This window comes from Candidatus Palauibacter sp., assembly GCF_965261555.1.
In the GTDB taxonomy this organism is placed as follows: Bacteria; Gemmatimonadota; Gemmatimonadetes; order Palauibacterales; family Palauibacteraceae; genus Palauibacter.
This window is the reverse complement of the sequence record NZ_OZ253465.1, coordinates 3,427,389-3,450,304: the sequence shown is the minus strand read 5'-3', so window position 1 is coordinate 3,450,304 and position 22,916 is coordinate 3,427,389. Positions and strand designations below refer to the sequence as shown.

The 22,916-nt window shown below is 69.1% G+C and carries 16 protein-coding genes and 1 pseudogene; 14 read left to right on the top strand and 3 right to left on the bottom strand.

Translation table 11 applies throughout. The annotated features are described in order from the left end of the window. Positions 1 to 14 precede the first annotated feature (14 nt). The 9 genes and pseudogenes from ACQY5G_RS14925 to ACQY5G_RS14885 all read left to right on the top strand — a co-directional run bounded on the left by ACQY5G_RS14925 (position 15) and on the right by ACQY5G_RS14885 (position 10,068). Positions 15 to 935: a tetratricopeptide repeat protein gene (locus tag ACQY5G_RS14925; RefSeq protein WP_428275297.1), complete on the top strand. Its 921-nt coding sequence runs from the start codon at positions 15 to 17 to the stop codon at positions 933 to 935. After that, complete coding sequence (locus tag ACQY5G_RS14920; protein WP_428275295.1) at positions 932 to 1,738, top strand: outer membrane protein assembly factor BamD; 807 nt, start codon at positions 932 to 934, stop codon at positions 1,736 to 1,738. Before ACQY5G_RS14925 ends, ACQY5G_RS14920 begins: the two co-directional genes overlap by 4 nt. Next, positions 1,719 to 2,348: a nicotinate (nicotinamide) nucleotide adenylyltransferase gene (gene nadD / locus ACQY5G_RS14915; protein ID WP_428275293.1), complete on the top strand. Its 630-nt coding sequence runs from the start codon at positions 1,719 to 1,721 to the stop codon at positions 2,346 to 2,348. The genes ACQY5G_RS14920 and nadD overlap by 20 nt, the downstream gene beginning before the upstream one ends. Before the next feature lie 7 nt (positions 2,349 to 2,355). Continuing rightward, positions 2,356 to 5,304, top strand: a pseudogene (secA, locus tag ACQY5G_RS14910) (preprotein translocase subunit SecA); the annotation flags it as partial. Further along, positions 5,299 to 5,727: an SEC-C metal-binding domain-containing protein gene (locus tag ACQY5G_RS14905; protein ID WP_428278712.1), complete on the top strand. Its 429-nt coding sequence runs from the start codon at positions 5,299 to 5,301 to the stop codon at positions 5,725 to 5,727. The pseudogene secA and the gene ACQY5G_RS14905, both read left to right, overlap by 6 nt. Before the next feature lie 29 nt (positions 5,728 to 5,756). After that, entirely contained in the window at positions 5,757 to 6,221 is a 465-nt protein-coding gene (locus tag ACQY5G_RS14900) for a hypothetical protein (protein ID WP_428275291.1), read from the top strand. 72 nt (positions 6,222 to 6,293) lie between these two features. Then, entirely contained in the window at positions 6,294 to 7,478 is a 1,185-nt protein-coding gene (locus ACQY5G_RS14895; protein ID WP_428275289.1) for a pyridoxal phosphate-dependent aminotransferase, read from the top strand. Positions 7,479 to 7,550: 72 nt separating this feature from the next. Then, positions 7,551 to 8,681, top strand: a complete 1,131-nt coding sequence (locus tag ACQY5G_RS14890) for an NAD-dependent epimerase/dehydratase family protein (RefSeq protein ID WP_428275287.1) — start codon at positions 7,551 to 7,553, stop codon at positions 8,679 to 8,681. Positions 8,682 to 8,760: 79 nt separating this feature from the next. Beyond that, positions 8,761 to 10,068, top strand: a complete 1,308-nt coding sequence (locus ACQY5G_RS14885) for a glycine cleavage T C-terminal barrel domain-containing protein (protein WP_428278711.1) — start codon at positions 8,761 to 8,763, stop codon at positions 10,066 to 10,068. 38 nt (positions 10,069 to 10,106) lie between these two features. Here the strand turns inward: ACQY5G_RS14885 and ACQY5G_RS14880 are convergent, their stop codons facing one another. Further along, on the bottom strand, positions 10,107 to 12,635 hold the full coding sequence (locus ACQY5G_RS14880; protein WP_428275285.1) for a GcvT family protein: 2,529 nt from the start codon (positions 12,633 to 12,635) through the stop codon (positions 10,107 to 10,109). Between the two features lie 1,539 nt (positions 12,636 to 14,174). Continuing rightward, the gene (locus ACQY5G_RS14875; RefSeq protein ID WP_428275283.1) at positions 14,175 to 15,866 is read right to left on the bottom strand and encodes a WD40/YVTN/BNR-like repeat-containing protein; all 1,692 of its coding nucleotides are present in this window, start codon (positions 15,864 to 15,866) and stop codon (positions 14,175 to 14,177) included. A 327-nt stretch (positions 15,867 to 16,193) separates the two neighbouring features. Here ACQY5G_RS14875 and ACQY5G_RS14870 point away from each other — a divergent pair, with 327 nt between their 5' ends. The 5 genes from ACQY5G_RS14870 to ggt all read left to right on the top strand — a co-directional run bounded on the left by ACQY5G_RS14870 (position 16,194) and on the right by ggt (position 21,181). Next, entirely contained in the window at positions 16,194 to 17,321 is a 1,128-nt protein-coding gene (locus ACQY5G_RS14870; RefSeq protein WP_428275281.1) for an MBL fold metallo-hydrolase, read from the top strand. Continuing rightward, a complete protein-coding gene (locus tag ACQY5G_RS14865) occupies positions 17,318 to 17,623 on the top strand; it encodes a DUF3006 domain-containing protein (protein ID WP_428275279.1) in 306 nt (101 codons plus the stop codon). The genes ACQY5G_RS14870 and ACQY5G_RS14865 overlap by 4 nt, the downstream gene beginning before the upstream one ends. A 7-nt stretch (positions 17,624 to 17,630) precedes the next feature. Beyond that, positions 17,631 to 18,728, top strand: a complete 1,098-nt coding sequence (locus ACQY5G_RS14860; RefSeq protein ID WP_428275277.1) for a hypothetical protein — start codon at positions 17,631 to 17,633, stop codon at positions 18,726 to 18,728. Next, positions 18,725 to 19,363, top strand: coding sequence for a class I SAM-dependent methyltransferase (locus ACQY5G_RS14855; protein WP_428275275.1), 639 nt, complete (start codon positions 18,725 to 18,727; stop codon positions 19,361 to 19,363). Before ACQY5G_RS14860 ends, ACQY5G_RS14855 begins: the two co-directional genes overlap by 4 nt. A gap of 78 nt (positions 19,364 to 19,441) precedes the next feature. Further along, positions 19,442 to 21,181: a gamma-glutamyltransferase gene (gene ggt, locus ACQY5G_RS14850; RefSeq protein WP_428275273.1), complete on the top strand. Its 1,740-nt coding sequence runs from the start codon at positions 19,442 to 19,444 to the stop codon at positions 21,179 to 21,181. Between the two features lie 47 nt (positions 21,182 to 21,228). Here the strand turns inward: ggt and ACQY5G_RS14845 are convergent, their stop codons facing one another. After that, the gene (locus ACQY5G_RS14845) at positions 21,229 to 22,806 is read right to left on the bottom strand and encodes a hypothetical protein (protein WP_428275271.1); all 1,578 of its coding nucleotides are present in this window, start codon (positions 22,804 to 22,806) and stop codon (positions 21,229 to 21,231) included. Between the last annotated feature and the right edge of the window lie 110 nt (positions 22,807 to 22,916).

Genomic DNA, 22,916 nt, shown 5'->3' with positions numbered 1-22,916 from the left:
CGGCAGGGGCGCCCATGGTGACCGTCCGACAGTGGATCGTACAGGGGACCGCCGGGGTTCTGGCGACGCTTGCGCTCGCGGCGTGCGAGGACCCGGTGGACCGGTCCGTCGTGCGCGGGGATCGATACCTGGCCGTCGGGGACGCGGATATGGCGATCGCCGAGTACCTCCTCGCCCGGCGCGTCAGCGGCGACACGGATGACCTCCTCCTCCGGCTCGGGCAGGCCTATGCCGCGCGCGGCGATGTCGACGAGGCGCTCACCGTCTACGAGACGCTTGCCGAGCGCGACCCCCGGCTGCGGCATCAGGCGGCGGCCTCCCTCGCCGGGCTCGCGTGGTCCGCGCGGGAGCGGGGGGCGGCCGAGAACATGTCCCGAGCGCTCCAGCCCCTGGTCGATTGGGGATTGGGCTATCTTCCCGCCGACCTCCAGCGCTCCCTGGCCACCTATCATGCGGCTGAGGGTGACTACGCCCGCGCCCTCTCGCTGCGCCTTGCGCTCCTCGCCGGGGAGGGGGAGCCGGAGCCGGCGGTGCTGTACGATGTCGGCCTCGCATATGAACAGCTCGGTGCATGCCCTCGCGCGCTGCCCTTCTATCGGGATTTCCTCGAGGCGATGGAGGAAAGCCGGTCGAACCCGGAGGACGCCCGCTACCGCTACGGGAATTGCCTCTACGTGTCCGCGGCTGAAGACAGGGCGGAGGGCCGCCCCGCGGCCGCCCTCGAGAAGCTGACCGAGATGGTCGAACTCGGCGTGCCGCGGACGCACATGGTCGAGGCACACTTCCTCATCGGCGAACTCCACCTCGCGCTCGACCAGACGGACGAGGCGCTCGTCAACTACGCCCGCGTGCTGGAACTGAACCCGACGCGCACACACGCTCTCGTCCGGCGTGCGGAGGAGCGGATCCGACAGATCCGCTTCGGCTTCGAATGAGGCTTCCGGCCGGGACGGCGCCGCGCGAGGCGCTCGGCGGGGTGCTCGCCGCCGCGGTTCTCATGCTCGCGGGCTGTTCGAGTTCCGGGCCCCCGGGCGACCTGGAGCCGCCGGATCTCTTCCAGTGGGCGCAGGATCGCTTCGACGCCGAGGAATATCGGAGGGCGGCCGACGGCTTCCTCGCCTTCATGATCCGCGATCCCCTGAATCCGCTCGTCGACAGCGCGCAGTTCCTCGCCGCCGAGGGCCAGCTCCGGGCGGGCAACGAACTCGACGCCGTGGAGGAGTTCCGGCGCATGGCCACGAACCGGCCCAACAGTCCCCTCGCGGACGACGCGCAGCTGGGGCTGTGCCGGGCGTACCTGGCGGCCTCGCCCCGGGTGACGCTCTCCCAGGAGTTTACCCGGCGGGCCCTGGAGGAGTGCGAACGGTTGTTGCAGTTCTTCCCGACGACCCCTCACCGAGAGCGGGCCGAAGGGCTGATTGCGGAAGCGCGCGCCAAGCTGGCCGAGAAGAGCTACGAAATCGGGAAGTACTACCAGGATCGCATGAGACTGGCGGAGTCCGCGATCGTCTACTTCGAAAAATCGCTGGCCGAGGAGCCGACCGGGGCGTTCCTGCCGGATCTTCTGTTGCGATTGTATCGCAGTTACCGCCAGGTGGGGTTCGAAACCGAGGCCGGAACCATAAGGGAGCGGCTGCTGTCGGAGTTTCCCGAATCGGAGGAAACCCGGTTGCTGTTGGCGGACGAAGATCCGGCGGCGGAGGAGGGCCCCGCGGGGGATGCCGGATCCCGCCACTGAAGTCCCGCCGGCCGGCCGGCGGACGGGCATCCTCGGCGGGAGCTTCGATCCTCCGCACGTGGGCCACGTCTCGGTGGCGCGCGACCTTGTCGAAGAGCTGCGCCTCGACCGGCTGCTCGTGATCCCCGCGGGCGATCCGCCGCACCGCGAAGTCACGCTCACCGCGGAGGTTCGCCTCGACCTCACGCGACGGGCCTTTGCCGACCTGCCCGGCATCGAGGTCAGCCCGATGGAGATCGAGCGGGCCGGTCCCTCCTACACGGTGGACACGCTGGAAGCCATCGCGCGGCGCTTTCCTTCCGACCGGCTCGTCCTCGCGATCGGGGCGGACCAGCTTGCGGCGATCCACCGCTGGGACCGCTGGCGCCGGATTCCGGAGTTGGCCCGCATCGCGGTGATGCCGCGGAGCGGCCGGGAGCCCGCGCCCTCCCCGAAATCCACGCCGATCGAGTATGTTGTCGCGAACGTCACGCGAGTGGATATCTCGGCGAGCCGGATCCGGCAGCGCCTCGAGGAGGGGCGTTCGGTCCACCTCCTCGTTCCGGAAACGATCCGACACGATGTCGAGCGCGCCTGGGCCGGACGCCGGGCGCGCCATGTAACCCAGTGAGCCCCGGATGTTGAAGAACGTTGTAACGCAGGTCCTCGGCACGCGCTTCACGCGCGAGATGAAGCGCATGCGGCCGATCATCGCAAGGATCAAGGAACACGAGTCGCGGCTCGCGGATGTCCCGGAGGACGCTCTCAAGGCGCAGACCGGGAAGTTCCGGGCGATCATCGCCGAGCGGACCGCCGAGTTCGAGGAGGCCGTCGAGGCGCTGCGGGAAAAGCGTCGCTTCACCGAGAATCCGGCGCGCCGCGCCGACCTCACCGAACGCATCGCGGCGACGGAGGGCGAACTCAACGAGGCGCTGCAGGCCGTGCTCGATGAGGTGCTGCCCGAGGCGTTCGCAACCGTGCGGGAGGCGTGCCGCCGACTCCTCGGGGCGGAGATCGAGGTCACGGGGAACGAGATGGCGTGGGACATGGTCCCCTACGATGTGCAGCTCATCGGAGGGATCGTTCTCCACGAAGGGAAGATCGCCGAGATGGCCACGGGTGAGGGGAAGACGCTCGTGGCCACGATGCCGCTGTACCTCAACGCCCTCCCCGGCCGGGGCGTCCACCTCGTCACCGTCAACGACTATCTCGCCAGACGCGACGCCCAGTGGATGGGCACGGTCTTCGACTATCTCGGCCTCACGGTGGGCGTGCTCGAGGATACGGAGCCGGGGAGCGTCGAGCGGCGAGCCGCCTACCAGGCCGACATCACCTACGGGACGAACAACGAATTCGGGTTCGACTACCTGCGCGACAACATGGTGATCGAACTCCGGCATCGCGTGCAGCGGGGACACGCGTACGCGATCATCGACGAGGTCGACTCGGTGCTCATCGACGAGGCCCGAACGCCCCTCATCATCTCCGGACCCGCCGGTCGCGACGAACGCGACGTGTATCAGCGGCACAACGCCCAGGTGGCCGCGATCGCGCGCAAGCAGACGCGAATCGTCAACCGCCTCGTGGCCGAGGGCACGAAGCTGCTCGAAGAGACCGAAGCCGACGAGGATACGGAGCAGCGCCGGGACGCAGGGCTCAAGCTGCTCGCCGCGCAGCGTGGCGCGCCGAAGAACAAGCGGCTGCTCAAGCTGAAGACGCGTTCCGGCGTCAAGCAGCTCATTCAGCGGACGGAAGCCGACCTCATGCGGGAGAAGCGGCTTCCCGAGATCGATGAGATGCTCCTCTTCTCGATGGACGAAAAGGGGCAGACGATCCAGATCTCCGAACGGGGCCTCGATGTGCTCTCGCCCGAAGACCCCGAGACGTTCGTCGTCCCCGACATCTCGGAGGATGTCCAGGACGTGGAGGACGACGAGTCGCTGACGACCGACGAGAAGCGCGGCGAGATCGAACGGCTCGAACGCGAATACGCGGAGAAGTCGGAGAAGATCCACGTCATCCACCAGCTTGTGAAAGCGTACTCCCTGTACGAGAAGGACGTGGAGTACGTGGTGGAGAACGGCGACGTCCTGATCGTCGACGAGCACACCGGCCGCAAGATGCACGGGCGGCGCTGGTCGGACGGGCTCCACCAGGCGGTCGAGGCGAAGGAGAAGGTCAAGGTGCGGGGCGAGACGCAGACGCTCGCCACGATCACGATCCAGAACTACTTCCGGATGTACGACAAGATGGCCGGGATGACCGGCACCGCCGAGACGGAAGAGGGCGAGTTCCACGCGATCTACGGCCTCGAAGTCGTCGTCATCCCCACGAACCGGCCGGTGCGGCGACTGGATCACGACGACGTGATCTTTCAGACGAAGAAGGAAAAATACGCCGCGCTTATCGAGGAGATCGAACGGATCAACGGCGAGGGCCTTCCGATCCTCGTGGGGACGACGAGCGTGGAAGTGTCGGAGGTCATCGCCCGCATGCTGAAGCGGCGCGGCCTCGCCCACGAGGTGCTGAACGCCAAGCAGCACGCCCGGGAAGCGGAGATCGTCCGCAACGCCGGCCAGCCGGGCGCGATCACGATCGCGACGAACATGGCCGGACGCGGCACCGACATCAAACTCGCCTCCCCGTGCGTGCAGTGCGACGTGTGCGGGATCCGTTCCGACACCCCGGCGTTCGGCCGCACCGGCGAGGAACCGGACCTGTCGCGAGCCGAGATCAAGGAGCGGGGGTGCGAGGAGGAGCCGCCCTGCGGACTCCAGATCCTGGGTACGGAACGCCACCAGTCCCGCCGCATCGACCGGCAGCTCCGCGGCCGCTCGGGGCGCCAGGGGGATCCCGGGGCCAGCCTCTTCTTCCTGTCGCTCGAAGACGACCTCATGCGGCTCTTCATGCATGAGCGCGTGGCGAAGATCATGGATCGCCTGGGCGTGCAGGAGGGTGAGGTCATCAGCCACCCGTGGATCACGAAGTCCGTCGAGCGCGCGCAGAAGCGGGTCGAGACGCAGAACTTCGACGCCCGCAAGCGACTGCTGGACTACGACGACGTGATGAACCAGCAGCGGGAGGTCGTCTACGACCTGCGCCTCTATGCGCTCGAGGGCGGGGAAGATCTCAAGGGCGAGACGTGGGAGATGGTCGAGGAGGCGATCCGCGAGGAGATGGACGCCTACGTTCCCGAGGAGAGTTCGCACGACCGGTGGAACCTCCCGGGACTGCGGGAGCACCTCCTGATCGAGTACTTCCTGCACAACGAGTTTCTGCCCCGGGTCGGCGCGGACCGCGGGGAGGCGTCCGAGGCGGAGAAGGAAGCGAGCGCCGACAACTGGGCGGGTACCGGCGAGTTGTACGATGCGGTGCTCGAGAGCGCCCACCAGCAGTTCCGCGTCAAGCTCGAGAGTTTCGACGAACTCTGGGAACAGGTCCTGCGCTTCATCGTGCTGTCGGTGCTGGACGAGAAATGGAAGGACCACCTCTACGACCTCGACCATCTGCGCTCCTCGATCCAGTTCCGGTCGTGGGGGCAGAAGGATCCGCTCGTCGAATACAAGAAGGAGGCGTACGAGATGTTCGTGAGCCTGATCACGGACATCCGGAAGACGGTGGCCAACCGCTTCTTCCGCGCACGCATCGAACGCCGGCCGCCGCTTCCGCCGCCGGCGCCGCAGATCACCGGCATGAGCGGTCCCGTGGAGCCGGGCGGCGGCGCCGCGAGCGGGATGGCCCCCGGCCGGGGAGCGGCTCCCGCGCCGGACGCCGCGTCAGGCGAGGCCCCCGGGGACAAGTCGGCGTTCTCGGCCACCGGCGTCGCGGCCTCCGCCGCGGTGCAGGAACTGGCCCCCGATGACACCGCGGCCCGCGCAGCCCTCCGTGCCGGCCAGAGCCCCCGCCGGACGGGCGCTCCGGCGACGGCCACGAAAACCCCCGGGCGGAACGAGCCGTGTCCCTGCGGCAGCGGCCTGAAGTACAAGAAGTGCTGCGGCCGCCCCGGCTGAGGTCGCCGACAGCGGGGCGGATCGCGCCGTTGGCCGCGCGTCGTCGCGGCATATTCGCCGTCGCTGCGGTCCTCGCCTTCGGATGCGGCGGAGAGGGGGAGCCTGCGGACGCGGCGGTGGACCCGGCCCGAGCGGCCGCCGCCCCGGACGCGGCCGGTTCGGCCCCGGAGCCGGATCTGTCGGCCGTGTACGCGGCCGACGCGGTCGACGTGGCCCTGCTCGAGTACGCGATCGGCATGCCGTCGAGACTGCCGGCGGGGCCCACGGTGCTCCGCCTCAGCAACCAGGGCTTCGAGATGCACAACCTCAAGCTCGTGGACCCCGCGAGCGGGGAAGTCCTCTGGGAGACCGAGACGGACGTGAACACGGGGGAGGTTCGGCTCGTCGAACTCGAACTCTCTCCCGGCAGCTACACCGTGGTGTGCGATGTGGCCGGCCACGACAGCCGCGGGATGCTCATGACGCTCACGGTGGAGGCATCGCCGGCCCCCTGACCCTGTCCCGACCCCCGCCCGGGCCTCCGCTGACCGGTGCCCGGGTCTCCCGTAACCGAAGGAGCGATCGGCTTGTACCTGAGATACGTGCCCCCGATGGGGATCTACGAGACTCTGTACGCCTTCCTGGGGGCGTTCGGTACCTACATGGGCGAGCCCGGCACGAACCCGTGGAGCCAGGGGTTCCCGCGGACGGTCGCCCTGCCGGACGGCCCGGAGCTTCCGTCGACCGTGACGGTGACCTCCGAGCACCGCAAGTATCCCAAGGCGTGGGGGCTCCCCGCGCTGAGAGAGGCGATCGCGGCCTACTACCGGCAGTCGTACGGCGTCGAGATCACGGCGGAGAACGTGATGGTGTTCGCGGGCGGGCGTCCCGCGATCGTGGCGCTTCTGCTCTTCCTCGAACCCGATATCGAGGTCCGTCTCGCGTCCACGGAATACACTCCGTACTACGATGTCCTCGAGCGGTTGCGACGTCCCTATCACCTCGTGCACAGCGGCGTGGACAACGGGTTCCGGCCCCCGGTCCCGGCCTATACGGCGCCGCGGGACGGGCGCACCCTGATGCTGCTGAGCAATCCGTGCAATCCGACCGGTGTGACGCGGACGGGGGAGGAACTCGCGGCGCTCGTGGAGGCCAGCGCGCAGGATGGCTTCGGGCTCCTCGTCGACGAGGCCTATGAGCTCCTCCACGACGAGCCGGTGAGCGCCCTCGCGCACGTCGACGACATCGAGCGCGGCAACCTGTTCGTCGTCGGCGCCGCCACGAAGGGTCTGCAGGCGCCCGGCATCCGCATCGGATGGGCCGTGGCGGCGAAGCGGCACATCGAGGTGCTCTCGAACTTCTCCTCGTTCGGGATGGGCGGCGTGTCCCATCCGTCGCAGTGCTACGCGGTCGAACTCCTGGAACCCGAGCGCATGCGCCACGTCCGGGAAGCCGTCCCCGCCTTCTATGCCATGCAGCGCGAGCGCTACGGCCGGGCCTTCGAGGAACTCGGCCTCGAACTCTTCTCGGGCGACGGCGGCTTCTACCACTGGTGCCGGCTCCCGAACGGCTGGACCGCCCAGCGGCTGAACGAGCATCTCTTCACGCGCGGGGCCGCGATCCTCAAGGGGACCGACTGCGACATGGAGCGCCTCGGCGACGACTCGCCGCTGTCGAGCTTCTTCCGCTTCTCCTTCGGCCCGCTCGCCCCGGAGTCGTTCGAGGCGGACATCGCCCTCCTTGGCGAGGCGCTGCGCGAGATGCGATCCTGAGCGTACGGCGGCACGCTGGGCCCCCCGCGGCAATCCCGCGGGACCCGGCGACCGGAAACAGGAGGATGTTCGATGACGATGACACGACGTGAATTCGCGGGGACCTCGTTCGCCGTCGCGGGCGCGGCGGCGCTCCCGGCAGGGGCTGCGGCGTGCGCGGGAGAGACGCGACCCTCGACCGATGCCGAAGCGACCGCGGCCGAAGGCGCGGCCCGGCCCGGGCGACTGCTCATCCTGGGCGGCACCGGCTTCATCGGCCCGCACATGGTGCGGCACGCCCTGGCGCGCGGACACGAGGTCACGCTCTTCAACCGCGGGCGCACGAACCCCGGCCTCTTTCCCGGCGTCGAGACCCTCATCGGGGACCGGGACGGGGCGCTCGACGCGCTGCGGGGGAAGGAATGGGACTATGTCATCGACAACAGCGGCTACGTCCCGCGCCTGGTGCGCGACTCGGCCAACCTCCTGCGCGATGCGGTTGGCCGGTACCTCTTCACCTCCACCGGCTCCGTGTACGACTTCGATCAGGACGAACTGCCGGAAGATGCGCGACTGCTCGAGGTGACGGACCCGGAGAGCGAGGATGTGGGACGGTACTACGGGGAGTTGAAGGTGCTGTGCGAGGAGGCGGTGCAGGACATCTACGGCGACCGCGGCACCGTCACCCGCCTGCACGTCGTCGCGGGCCCGGGAGATCCTACCGACCGCTTCACGTACTGGCCGGTCCGGATTCACCACGGGGGAGAGGTGATCGCGCCGGGCGACATGGACAACCCGGTGCAGTTCATCGATGTGCGGGACCTGGCCGAGTTCTGCATGCACCTGCTGGAGGAGGATACCGGCGGGACCTTCAACGTCGCCGGGCCGACGCTCGACAGAACCCGGATGGACGAGTTCCTGTACGGAGTCCGCGCCGTCACGACGTCGCGCGTGTCGTTCACGTGGGTGGACGAAGCCTTCCTCCGGAACCGGGAGCCGCCCGCGCGCTTCCCCCTCTGGTACTCGCATCGCGGCCCCACGCGGGGACTGGCGCAGGTCCGCTCGCGCCGGGGCGTCGAGGCGGGGCTGCGCTTCCGTCCTCTCGCGGTCACCGCGCGCGAGACGCTCGACTGGTTCCTGGGCGAAGCCGAGGAACGCCGGGAGCAACTCCAGCTGAACCTCGACCGCGACGCGGAGATTCTCGCGGACTGGAAGAACGCGTAAGCGCCGTCCGAAATCACCCCTCGAGTCATGGGGCGACCGCGGCGACATCTATCGTTAGCCAGGAGGACGTTCGATGGCGATGACGTGTGGCCAACCCGCGAGCGTGGACCAGTCGGACCGGATCGTCCCGGTCAACCTGCGACAGAGCGGGCGTACGCCGGTGGAACTGCTCATCTCCACCCGCGTCCGGAAGTCGCCCTACTGGCACCTTTCCCACGAGGCGGGTTGCTGGCGGGCCACCACCTACAACCGCGTTTACCACCCGCGCGGCTACGTGCGGCCCGAGGACGGGGGCGCAGCGGCGGAGCACGAGGCGCTCACCCACCGCGTCACGATGTGGAACGTTGCCGTGGAGCGGCAGATCCGCGTCAGGGGACCCGACGCGGAGGCCTTCACCGACTATGTGATCACCCGCGACGCGACCCGGATCGACCCGATGCGCGCGCGATACGTCATCCTGTGCAACGAGCGTGGCGGGATCCTCAACGACCCGGTCCTCCTGCGGCTCTCCGAGGACGAGTTCTGGTTCTCGCTCGCGGACTCCGACCTGATGTTCTGGCTCCAGGGCGTGAACGTCGGGCTCGGCATGCGCGTGGAGATCGATGAGATCGATGTCTGTCCCCTGCAGATCCAGGGGCCGAGGTCACTCGATCTGATGGTCGACCTCGTGGGCGATGCGGTGCGGCACATCCCGTACTACGGGCTCCTGGAGGCGGAGATCGGCGGCTGCTCCGTCGTGGTTTCGCAGACCGGGTTCTCCGGGGAGAAGGGGTACGAGATCTATCTGCGGGACGCGACGCTGAACGCCGAAGCGCTTTGGCGTGCGGTGCTGGCGGCGGGAGAGGCACACGAACTCATGGTCACGGCCCCGGGGCACCAACGCCGAATTCAGGCAGGAATCCTGTCGTGGGGACAGGACATCGACCACGAGACGAGCCCGTTCCAGTGCAACCTCGCCTACCAGGTGCCGCGCGAGAAGCCGGGCGACTACATCGGGCGAGCCGCCCTGGAGCGCCAGCGCGCCGAGATCGATGCGGGACGCCCTCCGTTCGCCCTCGTGATGGTGGGGATGAAGCTCGGCGGCAGACCGATCGACGACTACGCGCCCGACTTCTGGCTCGTGTCGCGCGCGGACGGCGGCGACCCGGTGGGATACCTCACGTCTCCGTGGTACGCTCCCGAGTTGGGCGGCAACATCGCGCTCGGATACGTCCCGCCCACCCAATCCGCCATCGGCACGGAACTTGCCGTGTGGCTTCCCGACGAGTACGCGAGCGAGCCGGGCCAGCCCGATCCGGCCCGCGTGTGCGAGGTGCCGTTCCGCCCGTCCGCGAACCCGAGCACCCGCGAGGTCGCTCTGGCCCAGGGCCGCGACGCCGCCATGTAGCCTCGGTCCCGGAGGCGGGGCAAGGCGGTCGGGCCGGGTTACGACCTCATGCGAGCGCCGGTCGGGTCGAAGAGGGCAGTGCCGGCCGCCACGGTGACCGGGAAGGCCTCGTTCATGTAGAGGACCCGGAGCCGGGTTCCCGGGGCGGCGAGTTCCGGCGGCAGGTACGCCATCAGGAGGTACTTCCCCACGGAGGGACCCATCCCCGCCGACGTGACGCGGGACTCCCTTCCGTGCGCGTCCACGATGCGCTCCCCGTCCGGCCCCAGCAGCGGCTCGTTGCCTCCGGTGGGGAAGCGGGCGAGGCCGGAAGCGTCGGCGTGATCGTCCATGGTGAGTGTGCGGAGCAGCGCCGCGGGCCCCGCTTCCCGGGCCTCGAGGTACGCGGCCCGGCCGATGAAGTCCGCCCGCTTCACGCGCGGCCGCGCCAGGCCCGCCTCCACCGGTGAGTACTCCGAGGTGAGTTCGGCCCCCATGACGGCGTACCCCTTCTCGATGCGGCCCGTCGTACCATAGACGCCGCCGCCCACCGGGCGCAGGCCGAACGCCCGGCCCGCCTCCCGTACGGCGTCCCACACCCGTGTGGCGAGCGCGGCCTCCACGTAGATCTCCCACCCGCTCTCACCCACGTACGAAATGCGGCACATCGTCGTTGGGATTCCGTCGAGGATGATGTCGCGCACGGTGGCGTAGGGGAACGCGGCCTGCGAGAGCCTCGTCCCGGATACCACTTCGAGAAGCGCCTCCGCCCCGGGCCCCCACACGCCCAGCGTGCACACGTCCCCCGACAGATCCTCGAAGCGGACGGAACCATCTTCCGGCAGGCGTTTCCGGAACCACGCCGCGTCCCGGGCGCCGTCAAAGGCGCCGGTCACAACCCGGAAATGGTCCGCCGCCAGCCTCTGGATCGTGAGGTCGGCCCTGAAGCCCCCGTCCGGCGTCAGCAGCGGAGTGTAGATGGACGTCCCGGGCGGCCGGTCGCACGCGTTGGCCGCCATCGTCTCCAGCCAGGCGAGCGCCCGGGAGCCCGTCACATCGAAGATCTGAAAGGCGCCCAGATCCACGACGCCGGCCTTCTCGCGCAGGTGCAGGTGCTCCGCCTCGATGATGGGAGACCACCACCGGCGGTCCCACTCGTGCGGCCGCTCGGCGATGCCGTACCGTTCGACGAGGTCGGCGTTTGACTCGTACCACTGCGGCCGCTCCCAGCCGCTGGCCTCGTAGTACACGGCCCCGAGGGCCTCGGTGCGGGCGTGGAGCCCCGAGCGGTGTACGTCGCGGCGGGACTCCCACTGCTCGCGCGGGTGCACGATCCCGTACGTCTTGTTGAAGTGCTCGCGTGCGCGGGCCCGCACGTGGCGGCCGGTGCGCTCGTGCGGCTGGAAGCGGGTGACGTCCGATTCGTGCGCGTCGCACAGGCGGGGATGGCCGTCGGTGATCCATTCGGCGAGGAGCCGCGCCGCTCCCGGACCCTGCTTGACCCACACGGCCGCCGCCGACCACAGGTTCGCAACCTCCGGGGTCTCTCCCAGCACGGGGTGCGTGTCGGGCGTCAGGGAGAGAAGGCCGTTGATCGCGTATCCGATCTCGGCACCCTCGAGCAACTCTCCCATGATCTCGCGCGCCTGCGCGAGCTGGGGCGCGAAGTCGTCCGCCGTGAACGGCATCTCCGTGGGCGAGCGTTCGGACGCTTCGCGCGAGGGGATCTCCTCCGGGCGCACGAGGATGGGGCGGTGCGCGTAGGATCCGACCTCCATCGCCTCGTACTTCTGGCGTTCGTACATGGACGCGTCCATGTCGCGCACGATGGGGTGCCCGATCTCGTTGCCGGTGGCGCGGAGGAGGTCGACCGGGCCGAGGTCCGCCATCTGGTGCACCGCCGGCGTGAGCGGAATCGAGGCGCCGGCCAGTGCCGCGATGGGAGGGCTCCACACGCCGCAGGCGATGACCGCGTGCTCGACGTCGATACGGCCCTGCGCGGTGAGGACGGCCCGCAAACGGGGGCGGCCGAAGGGCCGGGGCTCGACGTCGAATCCCGTGACCTCGGTATTGTCCAGGATTGTGAGCGCGCCGCGGGACCGGGCCCGTTCCCGCATCAGGGTTCCGGCCCGCACCGAGTCGACCACCGATACGGACGATGCCCAGAAGCCGCCCAGGATGACGTCGGGGTTCAAGAACGGGATCCGTTCGGCCACCTCCTCCGGGGAGAGCAGCTCGGCTTCGATGCCCCACGCGCGCGCCGAGGTCATGCGGCGGCGCAGTTCCTCCATGCGCGCTTCCGTGCGGGCCACCTCGACGCCACCGCAGGTCGTCTGCACCCCTAGCGCCTCGTACTGCCGCTGGCTCTCCAGCGTCAGCATCGCGGCCTCGCGGGTGTGGTCGGTGGGGAAGATGAAATTCGACGCGTGGCCGGTGGAGCCGCCGGGGTCGGGCAGCGGACCCTTTTCGATCAGGACGAGGTCGTCCCAGCCCCGCTGCGCGAGGTGTTCGACGAGGCAGCTGCCGACGATGCCGGCCCCGATGACGGCGATGCTCGCCCGCTGCGGCTGTGGTGTGCGTTCGCTCACGGCGCGAGCCGGCTGTGTCTGCGCGGCCCGCGGCGCTGCGCTGCGGCGGGCGGCCTCACGACGGCCTGTCGCCCCGCGGGCGTCACCGCCGCGGCGGGATGCGGATCGGGTCGCCCAGATCCGGCGTCACCGCGAGGTCGCCGAGCAACGCCTCCAGCCGCGGCATGCGCGCGGTCAGAAGCGCGTTGATGCGCTCCGCCACCGTCGGCAGCGCCTCCCACGCCCGATCGATCCGGTACAGTTGATCCGACGTGGGTTCGCCGGACCACCCCTCCATCTGCGAGATTCCGGTGCCCCCGGCGGCGTCATCCAGGTCGTCGTCGATCTCCTCAAGTTGGCCGGAGATCGCCTCGGCGATCCCCTCGATCCGTTCGCGGTCGCCATCTTCGATATCCGCGTCATCGAGCAGCGCACGGATCTCGTCGAGCCGACCGTTCATGGCGCCGATCCGCTGCCGCGCATCGCGTACCGGACCGGCCAGCGCGTGGGCCCGCATCATCGCGTCCTGTCGCGCGACGAGCGCGGCCCGGCTAGCGTCGCGCCGCGGGTCGAGCCGCACGCCGACCTCGGTCTCCTGGCTCTCGTCCCCGACCGTCAGCCGCACCGTATACGTGCCCGGCAGCACGCGCGGCCCCGCACCCGCGGGCGGCCCACGCGAGAAGCCGCCGCCCCCGCCGTCCGCCTCGAAGGCGGGATCGACGCGGAAGTCCCACAGCACCTCGTTCACACCGGCCTCCCCGCCGGCGTCCATGGAGCGCACGACCTCGCCGCCGTCGAGGATCTCGAGGCTCGCGCCGTCCGAGTCGGCCCCGTCGCCCAGGTAGTAGCGGAGGGGGATCCCGGCCGGCGGGTTGGGCGCGATGAACGTCGCCGGCTGGAAGGGCCAGTCCATGCCCATCGACCACATCGTGCCGCGCCGCGCGCCGAAGAGCCGGAAGTCGGAGGCGAACACGTCCGCCGACATCTCCTCGAGCGGCGTGATGTCGTCCAGGATCCAGATGCTGCGTCCGTGCGTCCCGACGACGAGGTCGTTCTCGCGCGGATGGATCGCGATGTCGTCCACCGGCACCACGGGCAGGTTGTTCACCATGCGCGCCCACGACTCGCCGCGGTCGATCGACATGTAGACGCCGATCTCGTTCCCGACGAACAGCAGGTTCGGGTTCCGCGGGTGCTCCCGGATCACGTTCACCGACCAGCCGTCGGGGAGGCCGGCCGTGATCTGCCGCCAGCTCGCGCCGTGGTCCTCGCTCACGTAGGCGTACGGCGCGTAGTCGTCGTTCCGGTGCCCGTCGAACGTCACGTACACCCGTCCATCCACCGCGTACGACGTTTCGAGACGGCTCACGTAGGTGCGAGACGGCACGCCCGGCACCTGATCGATCACATTCGTCCACGTGGCGCCGCCGTCGAGCGTCACCTGCAGGTTTCCGTCATCCGTCCCCACGTAGAGTGCGTCGGGCGAGTGCTTCGACTCCGCGAAGGCCGTGATGTTTCCGTAGGAGGCGATCCCGTCGTTGTCCGAGAGCGTCTCGTCCGTCACGACGCGGCCCATGATCTCGAGCGTGTCGCGGTCGATCTGCTTCGTGAGGTCGGGGCTCGCCTCCTCCCAGTTTCCGCCCCGGTCCCGCGAGCGGAACAGGTGGTTGCCGCCCAGGTAGATCGTCGCGCGGTCGTGTCGTGAAATCGCGAACGGCGAATCCCAGTTGAACCGGTAGCTGCGCTCCTCGCCCTCCGCTTCGTCCCCCGTCGGGCGCGGGAAGGGCCGGATCGACTGTCCCTCGCGCGTGGCCACATCGATGCGCGCCATGTTCCCGCCCTGCGACTCCGAGAACATGATGTTGGGATCCTCGGGGTCGGAGTGGTTGTGGAACCCGTCCCGAACCACATGTGCTTCCACTCGCGGTTGCGGACGCCCCACGTCGCCTGCGTGCGATGCGGGGCGCACCAGTTCCCGTTGTCCTGCAGGCCGCCGCAGACGTTGTACGGATCGCTCATGTCGACGTCGATTTCGTAGAACTGGCCGATCGCCATGTTGCGGATCGAACGCCACGTGACCGAGCCGTCGCGCGAAAAGGCGAGCCCGCCGTCGTTCCCGTTGATGAGGTGGTTCGAGTCGTCGGGGTTGATCCACAGCGCGTGGTGGTCGGAGTGGATCTGGTCCGTCGCGTTCCCCGGCCACCAGGTGCGCCCGCCGTCGTCCGAGGCCGAGGACTGGACGCCGCCGAGGTAGATCCGCTCCGGGTTGTTGGGGTCGATCCGGATGAGGGAGAAGTACATCGGCCGCGGGTTGCGGTCGCTCATGAACTCCCACGTCTCGCCGCGGTCGGTGGACCGGTACACGCCCTGGCCCTCGTGCGCCTCCACGATCGCGTACACGAGGTTGCCGTCGCGGCGGTAGACATCGAGTCCGATGCGGCCGAGTTCGCCCTCCGGCAGCCCCTCCTCGAGCCGGGTCCAGTTCTCCCCGCCGTCCGTCGTGCGCCAGAGCCCCGACCCGCCGCCGCCGGCCGCGAAGCCGAAGCCCGTGCGCTGCCGCTGATAGGTCGCGGCGAAGAGCGTGTTCGGGTCGTTGTAATCCATGACGAGGTCGATGATCCCGGTGTGCTCGTCGATATGGAGGATGTTCTCCCACGTCGCCCCGCCATCGGTCGTCTTGAAGAGGCCGCGTTCCTCGTTCGGACCCCACAGGTGGCCGACGGCCCCGACGTACACGACGTCGGGATCCCGCGGATCGATCTTGATCCTGCTGATGTGGCGGGTGTCCTCGAGCCCCACGTGCGTCCAGGTGCCGCCCGCGTCCGTCGACTTGAAGACGCCGACGCCCCACGGAGAACTCTGGCGGTTCGCCGGCTCGCCGGTTCCGACCCAGACGTGGTTGGGGTTGGAGGGCGCCACGCTCACGGCTCCGACCGACGCCGTCGGCTGATCGTCAAAGACGGGGTCCCACGTCATCCCGTCGTTCGTCGTCTTCCACACGCCGCCGGCGCCGAGGCCGACGTAGAAGATGCGCGGGTCGCTCTCGACCACGGCGAGATCGGCCACGCGCCCGCCCATGATCGCGGGTCCCAGCTCCCGGAAGTCGAGCACCGACGCCGCGGCGGCCGCGCGTTCGGAGGCCGTCTGGGCGACGGCCGGGTCGGGCGGGGCAGCGCCCAGCGCGAGCGCGAGGGGTACGAGGAGCGTGATCGTAAGACGGGGGGATCGCTCGATCCTGAACTGGGGCGCCATCGGAACCTCCGGGATGATGGCCGGCATCTGCGGCAAACGGGACAATCCGCACAGTGGTTCGCCCGTTGCCCGCCGCGCAAGACGGCTGGTCCACACAGGCCCGGACGTACTGCGGCAGAAAACCGATGACGGAGGAGCGAGTGACAAATCGACGACGCAGCGGTCATTTTGACGGTCATTATGACGAGACGCCGCGGAACGACCAACGCCACTCCGCTGGCCTCAGCCTGCGTGACTATCCTCACGTTATTGGCCGTCCTGCCCGCAACGGCCGATGCGCGGGTCAGGTCATCTGCCGGCGCGGCGCGCGTCCCGGCTGCGGACACCGTGCTCCAGGTCACGTTTCTGGACGTGGGGCAGGGCGACGCGGTCCTCATCCAGGCGCCCGGGGGGCAGGTTGCGCTGATCGACGCGGGCCCCGACGATGTCGTCGCCACACTCCGCGGTTTCGGCGTGAACGAAATCGACCTCGCGGTTGCCACGCACCCGCACGCGGACCACATCGGCGGTATGCTCGGGGTGATCGAGACGTTCCCGGTTCGCTTCTACATGGACAACGGTCAGCCGCATACGACGCCGACCTATCGGCGGCTAATGGCGGCACTCGACGCCCGGCCGGAGATCACCTACCTCGAAGCGTCCCCCCGCACGCTCACGCTCGGCGAGGTGGAGATCGAGGTGCTGCCGCTCCTCCCGCCGGGAACGACGGGACTCAACGACCGCTCGATCGCCCTCGTCGTGCGGTACGGAAGCTTCACGGCGTTCCTGAGCGGCGACTCGGAAGTGCGGCAACTCACCCACCTCGTCGGCCGGGGCGTCGTTCCCAGGACGACCCTCCTCAAGGCCCCGCACCACGGGGCCAGCAACGGCTTCACATGGGAGTTCCTCGACGCGGCTCGGCCCCGCTTGGTCGTCATCTCGGCGGGCCGGGACAACCCGTACGGCCACCCGAAACCCGCGGCCCTGCGCGCCTTCCAGGCCTCCGGGGCCACCGTGTTCCGGACGGACCGGCACGGCCACGTCGCGGTGGCGGGTCGCCGGAACGGGGACTACGAGGTTGCATACGGCGGACAGGTCGCGCTCGAGGGCGGCGCGGCGGACGCGATTTCTCCGGGCGCATCCGGCGGCGCCGGGATCCGCCTCCGTGTGCAGGCCGACGCTCCCGGCGATGATCACCGGAACCCGAACGGCGAGTACGCCATCGTCGAGAGCCTGGCCTCCGAGGACCGGGAGATCGGCGGCTGGACGCTGTGCGACCGGGCGAACCACTGCTTCACCTTCCCCGCGGGCGCCGTGCTCGCGGCCGGCGGGCGGCTCTTCGTGCACACCGGTTCCGGAAGCGCGGACGACACGCGCTACTACATGGGTCGCCGTCAGGCGGTGTGGAACAACGGCGGAGACACCGCGACCCTCTACGACAGCACCGGGGCGGTGGTGCTGGTGTTCGACTATTGAACGTTCGGCGGCAGGGGCCTGACGCCGTCCCGAAAGACGTCATCTGGGTCGTGGACCGGATGGAAGGCGCGATCGCCGTACTCGTCCGCGACGGGGACGAGCGAGCCGAGGACGTGTCCGTCGAGGCGCTGCCGGGCGGGAGCCGTGAAGGGTCCGTGCTCCGGGTACCCGAGTTGGACGGCCGGCCCGACTGGACGGCGGCGGTGCTCGACGAGGACGCCCGCGACGCCCGGCTGCGAGAGGCGGAGGAAGTCCTCGAACGCCTGCGACGGCGCGATCCGGGCGGCGACATCGAGCTGTAGCTCGGCAATGTACCGGATCTGCATGTTCTGCCAGAAGCCCCTCGGCTCCAACGAGGTGGTGGAGGCCTTCCCGGTCGGCCGTCGCCTTGCCTTCGATCCGGCAAAGGGCCGCCTCTGGGTGGTGTGTCGCAACTGTGAGCGCTGGAACCTCACCCCCCTCGAAGAGCGCTGGGAGGCGGTCGAGACCTGTGAAAAGCTCTTCCGCGCGACGCGGATCCGCACTTCCACCGAAAACATCGGCCTGGCCCGGCACGCCGAAGGCCTCGAACTGGTCCGCATCGGCGAGCCCCTCCGTCCGGAGTTCGCCGCTTGGCGCTACGGCGACCAGTTCCGCCGTCGGCGTCGGCGCTGGATCGCGGCTGGGTCCGCCGGCGTCGCGACGAATCTCGCTACCTCGGTGACCATCAACTTGGCGACGGGCGGCTTGATCGGGGCAGCCGGGGCAGCTGCCCTGGGCGGCGGCGTCGGCGGGCTGGCCTTGGGGACGGTGCAACGCGTGCTGAACAGGCGGGCCAATGTGGCCCAGTTTCGGCGCTCCGATGGCAAGGCCCATACGCTCACGCGGGAACACGTCACGCGATTTGCCCGTATACGAGCCGCCGACGGCGAACCCGGCTTTCGCGTCGAGATCCACAAGGGACCGCTCTCATCGAAAGACCCGGACTCTTTCGAGGGCGACGATGCGGGAAGAGCCATCAACGCTCTTCTTCCTCTGGTCAATGGCGCAGGCGCTGCGGCTCACCATATCCGGGAAGCGGTGTCACAGATCGAATCCCATGGCGACCCGGATCGGTTCATCGCCGATTCCACTGAACGAGGGTCCGCTGCCGGCGCATTCCCCACGGTCGAGCGCCGGAAGAAGATCCGACCGTCCGGGCCCGGATGGATCCGCAAGATGCCCAAGCCCACGCGCCTCGCGCTGGAGATGGCGCTGCACGAAGAGCAGGAACGGCGCGCGCTTGAAGGCGAGCTGGCCCAGTTGGAGCAAGCGTGGCGGGAAGCCGAGGAGATCGCGGCGATCGCCGACAACCTGCTCCTCCCCGAGCACACCGACGACTTCCTGGACCGCCACTCACGTCGAGGAACGTCCGGCGGGCCTTCATGACTGATCTGGGTCCTGTCCCGGCGAATCCGAAACAGGTCGTGCGTGCCGGATACGACGCGTGCGCCGCCGCCTACAGCGAGACCCGGTCTGGCGTTGATGAAACCGCTGAACTGGAGCGGTTGCTCGATGTATTGCCCACGTATCCCCTTACACTTGAAGTGGGTTGTGGAGCGGGCTACCCGGTCGGCGCCCTATTGGCCAGTCGCGGCGCCTACATCGGGGTCGACATCTCGCGCGGGCAGTTGGAGCTCGCTCGGCGGACGCTCCCGGACGCCTGCCTGATCGAGGGCGACGTGGCGGAACTCCAGTTCCGCGATAATGTCTTCGACGCGATCGTATCGCTCTACACTCTCTTTCATCTGCCCAGGGAGGAGCACGCCGACGTCCTCGGGCGGTTCCTGGGGTGGTTGCGACCCGGCGGCTACCTGTTCATCACCGTGGCGAGGACTGCGCACGCGGGCTATACGGAGACGGACTTCTTCGGCACCACCATGTACTGGAGTCACCACGAGCCGGCGTGGTACGTCAATGCACTCGAAGCTCTTGGCTTCTCGGGCATCCGGGAGTCTTCGATCCCCGCTGATCACGGGGACAGGTACGATCATCCGGTACTGTTCGCGCGGGCGCCCCGATAGCCGCTCGCCGGGTCTTGAGCGCCAGACAACTCCGGGTCTAGGATCGAAGTCTGCGATCCTTCTGCCAGGAGCCGTCCGATGAAACGCCGAGACTTCCTCGCCACCTCCGCCGCCGCCGCTGCCGGCTCGGGCCTCGTCGCCTGCCGCGCACCGGAGACGTCCGCCGCCCCGCCCGTCACCTCCGGGCAGTGGGGTTCCGGCGACTACTCGCACGTCCCCGGGCTGGCCGGGCCCGCGCACGGGACCGTGTGGGGCCGGACGGGCGTGACGGCCTGCTCCGACTACTACGCGTCGCTCGCCGGCACGAAGACGATGATGGAGGGCGGGAACGCGATCGACGCGATGGTCGCGGCGTGCGCCACGCTGAACGTGTCGGATCCCTACATGTCCGGCATCGGGGGCTTCGGCGGCTACATGCTCATCTACCTGGCCGAGGAGAACCGCGTCGTCGGGCTCGACGCGCTCGGAAAGTCGCCCGCCGCCTCGTCGCCGGAGACGATGACGCTCGACGACTTCGCGATGGGTTACAAGGCGCCCATCGTGCCCGGCGCCTTCAAGGGCTGGGCCGCCGCCCTGGAGCGCTACGGCACGATGAGCATGGGCGACCTGTTCGAACCCGCGATCCAGCTCGCCGAGGACGGCTTCGTGATCTCGAAGTTCGATGAGCGCTACACGGCGTCGAGCGCGGACAAGCTGAGCCGCTACCCGTCCACGACGCGCGTGTTCTTCCCGAACGGGCGGCCTCCGCGCATGGGCGAGGTCATCAGGCAGCCCGAACTCGCGGCGAGCATGCGGCATCTCGCCCGCGTGGGCGCGAACGACCTCTACGAGGGCGAACTCGCCGACCGCATCGTCGCCTTCCTCGCCGAGAACGGCGGCCACCTGACGAAGGCCGACCTCGAGAGTTACGAAGTCCAGTGGCGGGAACCGATCAGGACGACCTTCCAGGGATACGATCTGCACGCCATGCCGCCGGGCTCCTGCGGAATGTCGATGTTCCAGGCGCTCAACATCATGGACGGGTTCGACCTCGCGAACATGGACCTGTACGGCTCCGAGTTCGTACACCTGTGGCTCGAGGCGATGAAGCTGGCCCTCGCCGATGACGACCGGTACAACACCGGGAAGGAGGACGTGGACATCCCGGTCGACATGATCATCTCCCGGGAGTACGCGGACGCACAGCGGGCGAAGATCGATCCGACGCGCGTCGCTTCCTTCTCCGGGGCTCCGCTCCCGTTCTTCGGGACGACGAGCCTCTCCACCGTCGACCGGTGGGGCAACGCGGTCGCCTTCACGCAGTCGCTCGTCAACGCGTACGGGAGCGGCGTGATCGCCGGCGACACCGGGATCTTCCTCAACAACGGCCACATGTTCGGGTTCGTGCTCGAGGAAGGGCACGTGAACCACCTCGAGGGCGGCAAGCGGGCGAAGGGCGTGATGACCCCGTGCATCATGATGAGGGACGGCGACCTCTTCGCGGCGGTGGGGGCACAGGGCGGCTACACGATCCCGCAGACCGTGGGCCAGGTGATCACGAAACTCGCGGTGGCCGGCATGGACATGCAGCTCGCGATCGCCTCGCCGCGCATGTGCGTCAACCGCGGCGGGGGCCGGACGCCGATCCCGGAGGACTCCGTCACGTATCTCGAGGCCGGGTTCGCGCCGGAGGTCTACGAGGAACTGGCGGACCGCGGCCACTACCTGGCCGAGCCCGGCAACCTCGGCGGCGTGCAGGCGGTGCATCGCGACGCCGGGACGGGCGCCCTCTCCGGCGGGTCGGACCCGAGACGCGACGGTCACGCCATCGCCTGGTAGAGGGGGCCGTCACTCGAGCTCCGGCCCGGTGGGGGCGTTTGACGGGATCAGGGAGGGGATCCGCGCCGGGGTGGCCGGCGCCGACCGGTAGTCCTCCCCGGCCGCGCAGGGGCCGGGTGCATGACCACCTCGAAATCCTCTTCAAAGCCTACTCGAGTGGGGGAGGGGAGGTAGCGGGAGAGGTCGAGTCCGGATTCTTCGAGTTCGCGGTCGAAGGCGTCCAGATCTCGCCTTGAGGCCTCCGCGGCGGTGTCGGAGGTTGCGTAGACGATGGGGCCGAGACGCTGATCCTGGAGCTTCAGCCGGCGCCGCATGAACTCCGCCTCGACGAAGCTCTCGCGTAGCGCGGGGAAACGGTACGTGAACCCTTCATCCTCCGCCTCCACTTCCGCATCGAACTCGGCCGCCAGGCGCTCCAGCTCCGCCAGGATCAGCTTCGGCGGCACCTGCTGGCCCTCGAGTGCACGCGTCGCGTGGCGGATCGCGTCGGCGGCCGCGACCCACCGGACGGTCTCGACGCTGCGGGAGTAGACCAGTCCCACGAGCAGACGCCGCACGTTGCGCCGCATGCGCGCCCGGTTCTCCCGGGCCAGTGTCAACGAGCGGACGATGGGGATCGCGAAGAAGAGGCTGCTGAAAGTGAAGGGCACGATGCCCAGTCCGTAGAAGATGACCGGGTCGACCGTGGAGGGCAGCCCGAGGACGCTCGCCATCGCCAGGTTGAAGCCGTTCATGGCGCCGATGCCGGCGTTGGCCCCGCCGCTGTTGCCCGTCAGCTTCTTCGGGTACTCCAGCCGCATCCATGCCGGTTTCGGCTCTCGCGCGAGGACCGTCCCGTGGGCGCTCTTCATCAGTTCGGGGAAGGCGTACACGACCTCGCCCGCGTCCGAAACCCGCGGGTCGCCTCCGTAGGCCCCGGTAAGGCGTCCCATCTCTTCGACGGCGTCGTCGATCGAGAGGCCGGTGTGCTCGATCAGCTCCGACGACGTCAGGACGCCCTTCCGCGCCCGGATCAGCTGGACGACCGTGCGATCCTTCTGGAGCTGTGTCGGCCTGGGCTCCTCGGGGCCGAAGATGAAGGCGAAGACCTTCTTGTAGAAGGGCGGACGGGCGTCTTTCGGCAGCCGCCTGGCATGGCGGTCGCCGTAGTAGAGGCCCCTCCGGTCCCACCCGCGGCCCCCGAGCAGCCAGTGGAGGATGAAGAGGTCCCCCAGGCTGAAGCCCCTGCGCCCGCCGGAGCCGCGGCCGTCACGGTTGGCGGTCATCAGCGCGATCAGGATCACGACGAAGACGACGAAGTAGGCGACCAGCATGACCGCCGTCCAGATCTTGAAGCCGACCTTGAAGGCCGACCAGGCGACTCTGCGGAAGCGCGCCCGGAACAGCTCCGCGTCCCGCTCGATGAGCGAGGGATCGAACCGGTAGAGGAGATCGCCCGAATCGGAGACCTCGAGGTGGCCGCAGTGCGTCTCCAGGAGAGACTTGAGGGTGACCTCGGCCTCGTGGTCCGGCAATCCGGTGGCGGAGACGACATCGCCCAGGGTGGCGCGTCCCTCGAGGCCACGGAGGGCGGCGATGACCGTGCTGTCGGGGCGGTGCGGGTCGGCGGTGACGGGGTCGAGCACGTGTGATGGCCCTTTCTCCGGGACTCAACGGGCGAGGCGGATGCCGTCTACGATAGCCCATAGGCGGGAGTCGTGCGGTTATTGCGCGGGTTCCCGTCGCCGCGTGTCGG